The 15,473-nt window shown below is 72.8% G+C and carries 1 protein-coding gene (cut by both window edges); it reads left to right on the top strand.

The whole window is internal to an SDR family NAD(P)-dependent oxidoreductase gene (locus tag LXM88_RS00660) on the top strand: the coding sequence, 30,555 nt in all, runs 2,564 nt past the left edge and 12,518 nt past the right edge, and what appears here is coding positions 2,565-18,037, spanning codon 855 (partial) through codon 6,013 (partial); the first codon wholly inside the window starts at position 2. Both the start codon and the stop codon lie outside the window.

Raw genomic sequence — 15,473 nt, 5'->3', positions numbered from 1 at the left:
TAACGGTTTCGTGCCGGGCGAGGGCGTCGGCGCGGTGCTGCTCAAGCCGCTGGCACAGGCGCAGGCCGACGGCGACCCCATCCACGCCGTGATCCTCGCCACCCAGATCAACCACGGCGGCAAGACCCACGGCTACACCGTGCCGAACCCGTCGGCGCAGCGCGACGTGGTGCGCGCCGCCCTGGAGCGCGCCGGCATCGACGCGCGCAGCATCGGTTTCGTCGAGGCGCACGGCACCGGCACCGAGATGGGCGACCCAATCGAGATCGAGGGGCTGACCCAGGCCTTCCGCGGCGATACCGACGCGCTCGGCTACTGCGCGATCGGCTCGGTGAAGTCGAACATCGGCCATCTGGAGGCGGCCGCCGGCATCGCCGGGCTGACCAAGGTGGTGATGCAGATGAAGCATCGCCAGCTGGTGCCGAGCCTCAACGCCGATGTCATCAATCCCAACATCGATTTCGCGCGCACGCCGTTCGTGCTGCAGCGCACCTCCGCGCCATGGCGGCGGATGGCCGGCCCGCGCGGGGAACGGCCGCTGCGCGCCGGGATCAGCTCGTTCGGCGCGGGCGGCGCCAACGCGCACGTGATCGTCGAGGAATTCGTGCCGCTTGCGCTGCCCGCGCGTGCGGCCGCCGCCACGCCGAGCCTGGTGGTGCTGTCGGCGCGCACCGAGGCGGCGCTGCGCGGGCGCACCGGGCGTCTGCTGTCGTACCTGTCGCGCACCGATCGCACGCCGGCCGTCAACCTCGAACCGCTGATCGCCGAACAGCTGGCCGGCCTGCTGCACGTCGCGCCGGCGCAGATCGAGGCCGATGTCGGCTTCAGCGACTACGGGGCCGGCGAGTTCGAACTGCGGCAACTGCTGGAGCGGCTGGCCGAGATCGCCGGGCTGGTGGCGCCCGACGATGCGTGGCGCGACTGCGGCAGCGTCGCCGAGCTGGCGGCCTGCCTGCAGCCGGCCACCGTCGACGGCGGCCGCCTGGAGGACATCGCCTACACGCTGCAGGTCGGCCGCGAGCCGATGGAATGGCGGCTGGCCTGCGTGGCAGGCAGCCTCGCCGAACTGACCACGCGCCTCGAGCAGTATCTGGCCGGCGACGTCGGCGCGCCCGGCGTCCACGCCGGGCAGGCGGCGCAGGGCGGCGAGGAGCGCGAGGCGCTGGCGCGCCGCAACCAGTCCGCCGTCGAAGCGGCGGTGGCCGCGCGCGACCTCGGCACGCTCGCGAGCCTGTGGGTGAGCGGCCAGCGCATCGAGTGGGCCGCGCTGCATCGCGACGCGCGACCGCGCCGCATGCATCTGCCGAGCTATCCGTACGCCCGCAACACCTATTGGATCGCGGAACGCTATCGCGGCCTCGCGCCCTCGTCGATCGCGTCGGACGCATCGGTCGCGCCGCAGGCGGCCGCCTTCGGGCCGGCGGCACCGGTCGCGCCGGCAGCGGCGCCCAGCGCCGCCGAGACCCGCGAGTACGTCGAGCGGATCGTGGTGGAGCGGCTCTGCGCCTCGCTCGACCTGCGCCCCGACGAGGTGCGCGCCGATCAGTCGTTCGCCGACTACGGCCTCGACTCGATCCTCGGCGTCGAACTGGTCGACGGCCTCAACGCGACGCTCGGCCTGGATCTCGACACCACCTGCCTGTTTGACTACAGCACGCTGCAGCGGCTCGTCGAGCACCTCGTCTCGCAATACAAGGGGCCGGTCGCGGCGGCGGCGGCCCCGCGCGAGGCGGCCGTGGCCGCGGCCTCCGGCGCGGCGTCCGTCACTGCGGCGGCGACGCGGGAGGACGCCATCGCGATCGTCGGCATCAGCGGCCGTTTCGGCCGCTCCGACGATCTCGACGCGCTCTGGGAGCACCTCGCGCAGGGCCGCGACCTGATCGAGCCGGTCACGCGCTGGCCGCTACCGGCCGACGCCGAAGCCAGCGAGGCCGCCTGCCGTCATGGCAGTTTCGTGGAGGGCATCGCGGAATTCGACCCGCTGTTCTTCAACATCTCGGGGCTCGAGGCGACCTACATGGATCCGCAGCAGCGGCACTTCCTGCAGGAAGCCTGGAAGGCGCTGGAGAACGCCGGCTACGCCGGCTCGCAGGTGGCCGGCACCGATTGCGGCGTGTACGTCGGCTGCTGTGGCGGCGATTACCAGGATCTGTTCCTCGGCAAGCCGTCGCCGCAATCGCTGTGGGGCAACATGGCCTCGGTGATCCCGTCGCGGATCGCCTACTACCTGGACCTGAAGGGCCCCTCGATGGCGATCGACAGCGCCTGCTCCAGCTCGCTCGTCGCGATCGACCTGGCCTGCAAGGACCTGCGCAGCGGCGACACGCGCATGGCGCTGGCGGGCGGCGTGTTCCTGCAGGCCACGCCGAAGCTCTACACGGCCGCCCATCGCGCCGGGATGCTGTCGGCCACCGGCCGCTGCCACACCTTCGACGCCAGCGCTGACGGCTTCGTGCCGGGCGAGGGCGTGGGCGTACTGGTGCTCAAGCGGCTTTCCGACGCGCTGGCCGACGGCGATCACGTCCACGGCGTGATCCGCGGCTCGGGCGTCAACCAGGACGGCACCACCAACGGCATCACGGCGCCCAGCGCGCGCTCTCAGGAGGCGCTGCTGCGCCGCATCTACGAGCGCTTCGGCATCGACGCCGGCGAGATCGGCATGGTCGAGGCGCATGGCACCGGCACCCGGCTCGGCGACCCGATCGAGTTCGGCGCGCTCACCCGTGCATTCCGCGTCGACACCGAGCGCCGCGAATACTGCGCGATCGGCTCGCTGAAGACCAATCTCGGCCACACCCAGTACGCCGCCGGCGTGGCGGGCGTGATGAAGATCCTGCTGGCGCTCGAGCACGAGCAGATTCCGCCGTCGCTGCACTACCGTAGCGGCAATCCGGCGATCCGCTTCACCGACAGCCCGTTCTACGTCAACACGCGCCTGCAGCCGTGGGCACGCGAGGCGCAGCGGCCGCGGCTGGCCGCGGTCAGCTCGTTCGGCGCGGGCGGCACCAACGCGCATCTGGTGATCGGCGACGCGCCGGCCAGCACGCTGCGCCATGCCGACAAGCCGGCGTGGCTCGTCACGCTGTCGGCCCGCACCCCGGGTCAGCTGCGCCAGCAGATCGAACGCCTGCGCGCGCACTGCCTGCGCAAGCCGTCGCTCGACCTCGGCAACCTCAGCTTCACGCTGCTGGCGGGCCGCAAGCACTTTGGCCGCCGCGCGGCCTGGGTGGTGCGCGATCTCGCCGAGCTGGTGGCGGCGCTCGGCACCGCGCTCGACGCGGGCCGCGAGACGGAGGCCGCGGCCGTCGCGGCGCCGGCGAGCGCCTGGGCGGAGCAGGTGGCGGCACTCGCCGCCGCAGGCTCCGACGGCGAGTACCGCGCCGCGCTCGGCGCGCTGGCCGACGCCTATCTGCAGGGCGCCGAGCCGGAGTGGCGCAAGCTGTACGCCGACGGCGGCTATCGACGCATGCCGCTGCCGACCTATCCGTTCGCGCGTGAGCGCTACTGGCTCGACGCGGCGGCCATGACGCTGGCGCTCGACGCGCGTCCGATCGAGCCGGGCGCGCTGCCGGTCCCGCTGCCCACGCCGGCCTCGGCGGTGACGCAGGCGGTGGCGGGCGCGCATCCGTGGCTCGCGGCGGGCGCCGTCGGCGTCGGCACGCCGTCGCTGCGCGCCAGCTTCAGCGGGCGAGAGTTTTTCGTCGTCGATCACGTCGTGCAGGGGCGCACCATCATGCCGGGCGTCGTCTCGCTGGAGCTGGCGCGCGCCGCGTTCGCGGCCGTCACCGGCAAGCAGACCGGCGTCAACATCTCCGACGTGGTGTGGGTACGGCCGTTCGTGACCGGCGAGCCGATGCCCGAGGTCTGTGTCGACCTGCTGCCCGACACGGCGGGCCGCTACGAATTCCGCGTGCGCGCCGCCGGCGACGCCGAGTTCATCTATACCCAGGGCTTCGTGCAGGCCGGCACGGCCGCGCCGGCCGTGCTCGATCTGGCCGAGTGGCACGCGCGTTGCGCGAGCGCGACGGTTTCGCGCGAGCGCTGCTACGACGCGATCCGCGCGATGGGCATCGATCACGGCCCGAGCCTGCGCGCCATCGAGTCGGTACGCACCGGCGCCGGCCTCGCGCTGGCTCGGCTGGTGCAGCCGGCCGGCGCGCAGGCGGGCGGCGTGGTGCTGCATCCGGCCCTGCTCGACGCCGCGATCCAGGCCTCGATCGCGCTGCTGATGGGAGAGAACCGCACCGCGCTGCCGTTCGCGCTGCGCTCGCTCGACGTGCTGGCGCCGTGCGTGGGCACGTTGTGGGCGGCGATCCGCCTGCACGAGCCGCGCGCGGGCTCGCAGGAGCTCGACATCGAGCTGTGCGACGAAGCGGGCACGCTGTGCGCGCGCCTGAGCGGCTACAGCTCGCGGATCCTCGCGCCGCGTCCCGACGCCGACGGCGCGGCGAACGCGGCATCCGCCGCGCGCGGCAACGCGGCACCGGCGGGCACGGCGGCGCAAGGCGCGAACGCCGTCGCCGACGACTCGGCGTTCCCGGTGCTGCTGCAGCCGGTGTGGGACGTCACGCCGCTGCCGAGCGCCGCGCTGCAAGTGGGCCGGCTGCTCGTGATCGGCGCCGAGCCGGCGCTCGTCGATGCGCTGCGGCGCTTCGATCCCGAGTTGCAGACGCTCGCGTTCGCGGCCGACGAGAGCCGCGACGCGCTGGTCGCGCGGCTGGCCGCGCTGCGCGGCTTCGATCACGTGGTGTGGGCCGGCGACACGGCACCCACCGTGCCGGGCCAGGAGGACGCCCTGCTGGCGCGTCAGCCCCTCGGCGTACTGCGCGCATTCCGGTTGATCAAGGCGCTGCTGGCCGCGGGCCGCGACGAGCACCCGCTGCACTGGACCTTGCTCACCACGCGCACCCACGGCTTCGACGCGAACGACGCGGTGCAGCCGGCCGACGCCGGCCTGCACGGCCTGTTCGGTTCCCTCGCGCGTGAATATCCGAACTGGCCGGTGCGCGTGATCGATTTCGACTCGCGAGGCGACGCGCCGTTGCAGCAGGTGTTCGAACTGCCGTTCGACGCGCACGGCGACGCGTGGCTGTATCGCGGCGGTCAGTGGTATCGGCGCCAATACGTGCCGCTGGTGCCGCAGGCCGAGGCGCTGCCGCCGTATCGCGAGGGCGGCATCTACGTGGTGATCGGCGGTGCCGGCGGAGTGGGCGGCGCGTGGAGCGAGGCGCTGGTGCAGGACCATCGCGCGCAGATCGTCTGGCTCGGCCGCTCCGCCGCCGACGCGCGCGTCGAGGCGCGCCTCGACGCGCTCGCGGCGCACGGCCCGCGCCCGCTCTACCTGAGCGCGGACGCCGGCGACCGCGCGTCGTTGCAGGCCGCGCGCGACGAGGTGCTGCGCCGCTTCGGCCGCATCGACGGCGTGCTGCATTCGGCGATCGTGCTGCAGGACCGCACGCTCGCGCGCATGGACGAGCAGGCGTTCCTGTCGAGCTATCGCGCGAAGGCGGACGTCAGCGTGCGGATGGCGCAGGTGTTCGGCGAGCTGCCGCTCGATTTCATGCTGTTCTTCTCGTCGATCCAGTCGTTCGCGCGCATGCCGGGTCAGGCCAACTACGCGGCCGGCTGCGTGTTCAAGGACGCGTTCGCGACCTATCTCGACCAGACCGGCCGCTTCCCGGTGCGCATCATGAACTGGGGCTACTGGGGCGAGGTCGGGGTGGCCGCGACGGCCGACTATCAGGCGCGCATGGCGCGCGCCGGGATCGCCTCGGTCGAGCCGCCCGAGGCGATGACGGCGCTCGACGTGCTGCTCGCCGGCCCCAGCCGGCAGCTCGCGCTGATCAAGGTCACGCGCCTGTCGGCGATGGACGGCACCAGCCGGAGCGAGGCCGTGACGGCCGCCGCCGCGCCGCTGCCCGCGCTGGTCGCGACGCTGCCGGGCCCGGCCGCCGACGTCGGCGTGACGAGCCTGTGCGAGCGCGTGGTCGCGCAGACCGCGGAGATGGACCGCCATCTCGCCAAACTGCTCTACGCGCAACTGCGCGAGTTCGGTCTGTTCGGCGCGGAGGGTGCCACGCTGGCGGGCCTGCGCGCACGGCTGCCGGCCATGTACGAGCGCTGGCTCGACGAGACCCTGGCCGTGCTGCAACGCCATGGCTGGATCGCGCGGCACGCCGACGGTGCCTATCACGCGCTGCAGCCGGTGGATGCCGGAGCGGCCTGGGCCGACTGGGAGCGCGACACCGCCGGCTGGCTGTCCGACGACAACCGGCGCTCGCGCGTGCAGCTGGTCGAGGCGATGCTGCGCGCGCTGCCCGAGATTCTGGGCGAGCGTCGTCCGGCCACCGCCGTGATGTTCCCGAAGTCGTCGTTGAAGCTGGTCGAGGGGGTGTACAAGAACAACCCCGTCTCCGACCATTTCAACGCCGTGCTGGTAGACGCGCTGGTGGCCTGGGTGAAGGCGCGCGTGGCGCGCGATCCGGCCGCGCGGGTGCGCATCCTGGAGGTGGGAGCCGGCACCGGCGGCACCAGCGCACGCGTGTTCCCGGCGCTGCGCCCGTACCAGGACAATATCGCCGAGTACTGCTACACCGACCTGTCGAAGGCGTTCCTGATGCACGCGCAGCGTGAGTTCGGGCCCGCCAATCCGTATCTGGCCTACCGGCTGTTCGACGCTGGCAAGCCGCTCGACGGGCAGGGCATCGACGCGCAGGCCTACGACGTGGTGATCGCCACCAACGTGCTGCACGCCACCGTGAACATCCGGAACACGCTGCGCAACGTGAAGGCCACGCTGCGTCCGAACGGCATGCTGCTGCTCAACGAGATGAGCGACAACCTGCTGTTCAGCCATCTGACCTTCGGCCTGCTCGAGGGCTGGTGGCTCTACGACGATCCCGCGCTGCGGCTGCCGGGCTCGCCCGGCCTCTATCCGGAGGTCTGGCAGGCCGTGATGGAAGCCGAGGGCTTCCGCTCGGTGCGCCTGCCGGCCGCCTCGGCGCGCGCGCTCGCCCAGCAGATCATCGTCGGCGAGGGCGACGGCCTGGCGCGTCAGCCGGTCGGCCCGGGCGCCTCGGTGGCGATGCGCCTGCCGGCGCGCGCCGCGCAGCGGCGGGCGCCGCTCCTCGCCAGCGCGGCGTCGAGCGTCGCGCGTGCCAGCGTGAGCGTCGCGCCGCGAAGCGCGGAGGCGACCGCCGCTGTCGATTCGACGCAGGCGGCGCAGGCGGCGCCGTCGCGGGGAGCGGCGAACGACTATCTGCGCGAACTGGTGGCGGAGGTGATCCGCATTCCGGCCGCCGAGATCGACCCGGCCGAGCCGCTGGAAAGCTACGGCATCGACTCGGTGCTGGTGGTGCAACTGACGGCCAGGCTGCGCAGCGTGCTGCCTAACATCGGCGGCACGCTGCTGTTCGAGGTGGCGACCATCGACGCGCTGAGCGAGCGCCTGCTGTCGACACATACGGAGCCGCTACGCGCGCTGCTGGCCGGCGCCGAGGCGGCGGCGTCGGTCGTGGCCGACGCGGCGGGCGCGGTGAGCGAGGCCGTCGTGCCGGCGGCACGGGCGCCCGTCGCGGCCGAGCCGGCCGCCGCAGTTGCGTCCGAGGCGCCCGCCGCGTCTTCCGACGCCGATGGCGGCGCCGCGCTGCGCGCCGGCGCGCTCGACTACCTGCGCGGACTGGTGGCAGAGGTGATCCGCATTCCGGCCGCCGAGATCGATCCGGCCGAGCCGCTGGAAAGCTACGGCATCGACTCGGTGCTGGTGGTGCAACTGACGGCCAGATTGCGCAGCGTGCTGTCGAACATCGGCGGCACGCTGCTGTTCGAGGTGGCGAGCGTCGCCGGGCTGGCCGACCGTCTGCTCGTCACGCACGCGCCGGCCTTGCGCGCGCTGCTGGCCGGCGCCGAGGCGGCGTCTGTCGCCGAGGCGGCAGCCCCCGTCACCGCGTCGCCGGTCGAGGCGGCCGACCCGGCCGCAGTCGAGGCATCCGTCGCCACGCCGCCGGTCCAGCGGACCGCGCCGGCCGCCGTCGCGGCGGCCCTGCCGGCGGCGGTGCCGCGCGAGGACATCGCGATCGTGGGCCTGTCGGGCCGCTATCCGAAGGCCGAGAACGTGCGACGCTTCTGGGAAAACCTGCGCGACGGCCGTCACTGCATCGGCGAGATCCCGGCCGAGCGCTGGAACTGGCGCGACTACTTCGATGAGCAGAAGGGCAAGGAAGGCGCGATGTACAGCAAGTACGGCGGCTTCCTCGACGACTTCTCGAAGTTCGATCCGCTGTTCTTCCGCATCTCGCCGGCCGAAGCCGAGCGCATGGATCCGCAGGAGCGCCTGTTCCTGATGCAGGCTCACGCGGTGATCGAGGACGCGGGCTACACGCCGGCGCAACTGGCCGACGCGCATCCGCGCATGGGCGTGTTCGTCGGCATCATGAACGGCCGCTACGCTACCAGCGCGGCCTACTGGTCGGCAGCCAACCGCGTCTCGTACCTGTTCAACTTCACCGGCCCGAGCCTGGCCGTCGACACCGCGTGCTCGTCGTCGCTGACGGCGCTGCACCTGGCCGTCGAGAGCCTGCACAGCGGCGCGAGCGATTGCGCGATCGCGGGCGGCGTGAACCTGATCTCGGTGCCGCAGCACTACATCACGCTCTCCGAGATGGTGATGCTGACGGCCTCGGACAAGTGCCATTCGTTCGGCGCCGGCGCGCAGGGCTTCGTCGACGGCGAGGGCGTGGGCGCGGTGCTGCTCAAGCCGCTGTCGCGAGCGATCGCCGATGGCGACCACATCTACGGCCTGATCAAGGGCACCGCGATCAACGCGGGCGGCAAGACTCACAGCTACACGGTGCCGAGCCCCACGGCGCAGGCCGCGCTGGTGCGCACCGCGTTCGAGCGCGCCGGCGTCGATCCGCGCACCGTCAGCTACATCGAGGCGCACGGCACCGGCACCTCGCTCGGCGATCCGATCGAGATCAGCGGGCTCACGCGCGCGTTCGGCGAGCACACCGCCGACACCGGTTTCTGCGCGATCGGTTCGGTCAAGTCGAACATCGGTCACGCCGAGAGCGCGGCCGGCATCGCCGGCCTGACCAAGGTGCTGATGCAGATGAAGCACCGCCAGATCGCGCCGTCGCTGCATGCCGAGACGGTCAATCCGGAGATCGACTTCGCCGCCACGCCGTTCGTGCTGCAGCAGGCGCTCGGCCCCTGGGAGCGGCCCGTGATCGACGGCCGCGAGGTGCCGCTGCGCGCGGGCATCAGTTCGTTCGGCGCGGGCGGCGCGAACGCCCATGTGATCGTCGAGGAATACCGGCCGGCGCAGCGGGCCGCCGCGCCGGCCGTGGCCGACGCGGGCCCGCACGCGGTGCTGCTGTCGGCGCGCGACGCCGACCGGCTGCGCGAGATGGCCCAGGCGCTGCACGACTTCCTCGGCGAGCCGCAGGCGCCCGCGCTGGCCGATCTCGCGCACACGCTGCAGGTCGGCCGGGTCGCGCTCGACCAGCGGCTGGCCTTCGTGGCCGCGAGCCTCGACGAGGCGCGCGACAAGCTGGCCGCCTATTTGGCCGGCCGCCACGACGAGGCCGGCCTTTGGCTCGGCCGCCGCGAGACGCGCCGCGGCGCCACGGCCGCGCGCGACGACGGCCTGCCGGCGCGCTGCGCGGCCTGGGCCGCCGAGCGCCGCTACGACGCGTTGCTGCCGCTGTGGGTGAGCGGCACGGCGCTCGACTGGGCCGCCTACGCGCTCACGCCCGGCGCGCGCCGGGTGAGCCTGCCCACCTATGCGTTCGCGCGCGAGCATTTCTGGCTGACGCTGCCGTACCGTCCGGGCGCGATGGATCCGCCTCGCGCGGCACCGGTGCTGCATCCGCTGCTGCACGCGAACACCTCGAATCTCGACGGCCTGCGCCTGAGCGCGCGCCTGCGCGGCGCGGAGTTCTTCCTGGCGGATCACGTCGTGCAGGGCCGGCGCGTGCTGCCGGGCGTCGCCTATCTGGAGATGGCGCGTGCCGCGCTCGCAGAGCTGTCGCCCGCGCCGGAAGGCGCCGCCGCGGTGCTCAGCAACGTGGTGTGGTCGCGGCCGTTCGCGCTCGACGACGCGCCGGCCAGCCTGCACATCGGGCTCGTGCCGCACGAGGACGGGCGCCTCGCGTTCAGCATCCACAGCGACGACGGCGTGCACAGCCAGGGCAGCGCACGCTGGGATCCGGCGCCGGTGGCCGAGACGCTCGATCTCGACGCGCTGCGTGCCTCGATGGGCCGCGCCGAGTTCAGTCCGGCGCAGTGCTACGACGCGTTCGCCGAACTGGGTCTCGCTTACGGGCCGGGTCATCGCGGGCTGGCCGCCGTCTACGCGGGCGAGGACGCCGTGCTGGCGCGCCTCGCGCTGCCGGTGGCCGCGCCCGGCGGGGTGCCGGCATTCGTGCTGCATCCGGGCGTGATGGACTCGGCGCTGCAGGCGAGCGTCGCGTTCCTGCTCGGAGACGACGGCAGGCTGCGCGACAGCACCACCGTGCTGCCGTTCGCGGCCGCGCGCGTCGAGGCGCTGGCGCCGTGCGTCGACGACATGTGGGTGTGGGTGCGCCGTGAGGCGGGCTCGACCGCCGCCAGCGCGGTGCAGAAGCTCGAGTTCCTGGTCTGCGACGCGCAGGGCGCCGTGTGCGCGCGCATTCTCGGTTTCGCCGCGCGCCGCTTCGCGGGCCAGCCGTCCGCGGGCGGCACCGCGCAGGCCGTGGCGGCGCCCGGCCTGCCGGCCGACGCCGACGCCGAATTCGCGAGCATGGCCCTGGCCGGAGAGCCGGCCGTGACATCGAACCGTGTGGCGGACGCGTCCGCCGAGGAGATTCCCCTGACTACCGATACGCAATTGCATGAACGCACCGAGCGTTACCTGAAGTCGCTGCTCGCGAATGCGACGCGCATGGCGGCCGAGCAGATCACGCCCGACGTTCCGTTCGAGGAATACGGGCTCGATTCGATCATGGTGATCAAGCTCACCAGCGAGCTGGAGAAGCATTTCGGCGCGTTGTCGAAGACGCTGTTCTTCGAGTACGGCAGCCTCGCCGAACTCGCCGGCTACTTCGTCGAGGGCCATGCCGAGCAGCTCGACACGCTGCTCGGCAGCTCGCGCCGCACGGCGGCGGCCGTTCCCGCGCCGGCCCGGTCCGCCGCGACGCCGGCTCCGGTCCCGGCCGCGAAGGCACCCGCGCGCGCCGTGCCGGCAGCGGCGGCGAAGCCCGTCGCGCGCGCCGCGGCCCCGGCTCCGGCCGCCGCGACGCCGTCGCGTCAGCCGGCGGCGGGCGGCGACATCGCGATCATCGGCCTGGCCGGCCGCTATCCGATGGCAGCCGACGTCGACGCGTTCTGGGACAACCTGCGCACCGGCCGCGACTGCGTTTCCGAGGTGCCGGCCGAGCGCTGGGACCACACGCCGTACTACAGCCGGGACCGCTCGCAGCCGGGCACGGTCAACAGCAAGTGGGGCGGCTTCATCGACGGCGTCGACGAGTTCGATCCGCTGTTCTTCAACATCTCGCCGCGCGATGCCGAGATCATCGATCCGCAGGAGCGCGTGTTCCTGCAGAACGTGTTCCATACCTTCGAGGATGCCGGCTACACGCGCCAGTCGCTCGCGCGCGCGGGCGGCCAGGTGGGCGTGTTCGTCGGCGTGATGTATGAGGAATACCAGCTCTACGGCGCCGAGCAGAGCCTGCAGGGGCGCCGCATGGCGCTGTCCGGCAGCCAGGCGTCGATCGCCAATCGCGTGTCCTACTACTTCGACCTGCGCGGCCCGAGCCTCGCGCTCGATACGATGTGCTCGTCGTCGCTGACAGCGATCCATCTGGCTTGCCAGAGCCTGCGCGACGGCGAATGCGCGATGGCGATCGCGGGCGGCGTCAATCTCACGCTGCATCCGAACAAGTATCTCGCGCTCGGCCAGGGCAAGTTCGTGTCGAGCAAGGGCCGTTGCGAGGCGTTCGGCGACAGCGGCGACGGCTATGTGCCGAGCGAGGGCGTGGGCTCGATCCTGCTCAAGCCGCTCGCGCAGGCCGAGGCCGACGGCGACCACATCTACGGCGTGATCAAGGCCAGCGCCGTCAACCACGGCGGCAAGACCAACGCCTACACGGTGCCCAACCCCGGCGCGCAGGCCGAGGTGATCGCCCGCTCGCTGGAGCGCGCCGGCGTGGATGCGCGCACCATCAGCTACATCGAGGCACACGGCACCGGCACCTCGCTCGGCGATCCGATCGAGATCACCGGCCTGTCGAACAGCTTCCGCCGGCAGACGCGCGATACCGGTTTCTGCGCGATCGGCTCGGTGAAATCGAACATCGGCCATTGCGAGAGCGCGGCCGGCATCGCCGGCGTCACCAAGGTGCTGCTGCAGATGCGTCACCGTGAACTGGTGCCGTCGCTGCATTCCGCGCAGCTCAATCCGCACATCGATTTCGCCGCCACGCCGTTCGTCGTGCAGCAGCAGCTTGCCGCCTGGGAGCGGCCGTGCCTCGAGGTGGACGGCGAGCTGCTCGAATATCCGCTGCGCGCGGGCGTCAGCTCGTTCGGGGCGGGCGGGGCGAACGCGCACGTGCTGATCGAGGAATACCGGGGCGCGCCGCAAGCCGCGCCCGCCGCGAGCGGGCCTGCGCTGGCGGTTCTGTCGGCGCGCAACCCGGAGCAGTTGCGCGAGGCCGCCCGGCGCCTGCGCGATCGGCTCGCGCTCGACGAGCCGGCACTCGCCGAACTCGCGTTCACGCTGCAGACCGGCCGCGAGGCGATGGACGAACGGCTCGGGCTGGTGGTCGGCTCGGTGGCCGAGCTGCGCGAGCGGCTCGACGCGTTCCTGAGCGGCGACGACGCCACCGCCGATCTGCATCGCGGCAACGTGCGCACCGGCCGGCAGACGCTGGCCGCGTTCAGCGGCGACGACGATCTGCGCGACGCGATCCACAGCTGGATCGCCAAGGGCAAGTTCGACAAGCTGCTGGCGATGTGGGTGCAGGGCCTGGCGATGGATTGGACGCTGCTGTACGGCGACGCGCGGCCGCGCCGCCTCAGCCTGCCCGGCTATCCGTTCGCGAAGACGCGCTTCTGGGTGCCCGGGCTGCAAGCCGGGCAGCCGGCGCCGGCTGCCGCTGTGGAGCTCGATCCGGTGGTCGGCCCGGCGGCGGCCGTGAGCGCGCCGCGCGCGCCCGTATCGGTACCCGCTGCCGCCCAGCCGGCCGCGGCCGCGCTGGACGGCGTGCTGCTGGCGCGCCCGCAATGGGTCGACCAGCCGCTGGCGTTCCCCGCCACGGTGCCGACGGGCGGCGTGCAGCGCGTGCTGCTGTACGCGCTGCCCGACATCGACGCGCCGGCGCTCGCGAACCGTCTGGGCGACGCGCAGTGCGAGACGCTGCAAGCCGAGGGCGCCGATGCCGGCGAATGCTTCATGAGCCTGTCGCGCCAGCTGTTCGCGACGGTGCGCGGCATCCTGCAGGACAAGCGCCGCGGCGAGACGCTGCTGCAACTGGTGCTGCCGGCCACCGGCGAGGCGGCCGCGTTCGCGGGCCTGTCCGGCCTGCTGCGCACCGCGCAGCTCGAGAATCCGCGGATCCGCACCCAGGTGGTGCTGGTGGCCGACGGCATCGGCCTGCCCAGGCTCGCGGGGCTGCTGCGCGCCGAGCGCGCGCAGTTGCCCGCGCGCGGACAGCTGCTGCGCTATCGCGGCAGCCGCCGCGAGCTCGCCTCGCTGGTCGAGATCGCACCCGCGCCGGCCGCCACGCCGGTCTGGCGCGACAACGGCGTGGTGCTGATCACGGGCGGGGCCGGCGCGATCGGGCTGGTGTTCGCCCGCGCGATCCTGGCCGCGAGCCCGACCAGCACGGTCGTGCTGACCGGCCGCTCGCAGCTCGATGGCGCGCGGCTGGCGGCGCTCGAGGCGCTCGGCCCGCGCGTGGTCTACCGCTCGCTCGACGTGGTCGACGCAAGTGCCGTGCACGCGCTCGTCGACCGCCTGAGCGCCGAGTTCGGGCCGCTCACCGCCGTGCTGCACGGCGCCGGCTTCCTGCGCGACAGCTATCTGCTCAAGAAGTCCGAGGCGGATTTCGTCGCGGTGCTGGAGCCGAAGGTGCGGGGGCTCGTCAACCTCGATCTCGCCACCCGCGCCGCGCCGCTCGACGTGTTCGCGACCTTCGCGTCGCTGGCCGGCGTGACCGGCAATCCCGGGCAGGCCGACTACACCACCGGCAACGCGTTCATGGACCACTACATGGCCGGCCGCGAACTGCGGGTGCGCAGCGGCGAGCGGCAGGGCCGCAGCCTCTCGCTCGACTGGCCGCTGTGGGCCGACGGCGGGATGCGTCCGGACGAGACCAGCGTCAAGCTGATGTTCGACAACTTCGGCCTCGCGACGATGGACGACGCCACCGGGATGGCCGCGTTCGACGCGGCGTTCGCGAGCGGTCACGCGCAAGTGCTGGTCGCCACCGGCGAGCGTCGGCGCCTGATCGACACCTTCGGCGTGGTTGCCCGCAAGCCGGGCTCGCGCGAGGAGGCCAACGGCGCGCCCGCGCCGGCCGCCGCGGCGCGCATCACACCGGCCGCCAGCGCGACGGTACCCGTCGCGCAGCCGGCCGCGATCGCCGACTCCGAGCTGCTGGACCGGTTGCTGGCGCGCCTGCGCGAGCAGGTGGCGAGCCTCATCAAGGTCGAGCCGACGCTCGTCGAGTTCGACGCCGAGCTGAGCGAATACGGCTACGACTCGGTGTCGCTGACCGAACTGGCTAATCGCCTGAACCGCGAGTTCGGCCTGGACCTGACGCCGGCGCTGTTCTTCGAATTCCCGACGCTGCAACGCATGGCCGGGCATCTGCTGGCCACGCAGCGCGCGCCGCTCGCGGCGCGTCTCGCGCCGGCGGCAGCGGTTGCCGTCCCGGAGGCGCCGACGGTGCCGGCAGCCGTCGCCGCGCCCGTGGCGCCGGCCGTCGCGATCTCCGCGACCGAGCTGCGCGATCGCGTCGGCGCCTACCTGCGCGAGCAGGCGGCCGCGCTGATCAAGGTCGAGACCAACGTGATCGACCTCGATCTGGCGCTGAGCGAATACGGTTACGACTCGATCTCGCTGACCGATCTGGCCGATCGCGTCAATCGCGAACTCGGGCTCGAACTGACGCCGGCGCTGTTCTTCGAATACCCGAGCCTGCAAGGGCTGGCGGGCCATCTGGTGGAGGCGCATGCCGTGCCGCTGACGCACAGGTTCGCGCCGGCACCGTTGGCCGCGACGGTCCATGAGACGCCGGCATCGGCCATCGCGGTCGAGGTCGAGGTCGAGGCAGCGATGGCGGCGCGCGAGCCGGTCGTGGCCGCCGCGGCTTCGGCCGCATCGGCCGGCGCCGACGCCGAGCTGCGCGATCGTCTGTGCGGCGCGCTGCGTGAACACGTGGCAGGGCGTCTGCATGTCACGCCCGAGCAGATCGAGCTGGGCACGGCGC

The sequence above is a fragment of the Burkholderia sp. S-53 genome, assembly GCF_025560745.1.
GTDB classification, from domain to species: domain Bacteria; phylum Pseudomonadota; class Gammaproteobacteria; order Burkholderiales; family Burkholderiaceae; genus Burkholderia; species Burkholderia pyrrocinia.
Note: the sequence above shows the minus strand (reverse complement) of the source record. Positions and strands in the feature narration are given on the sequence as shown.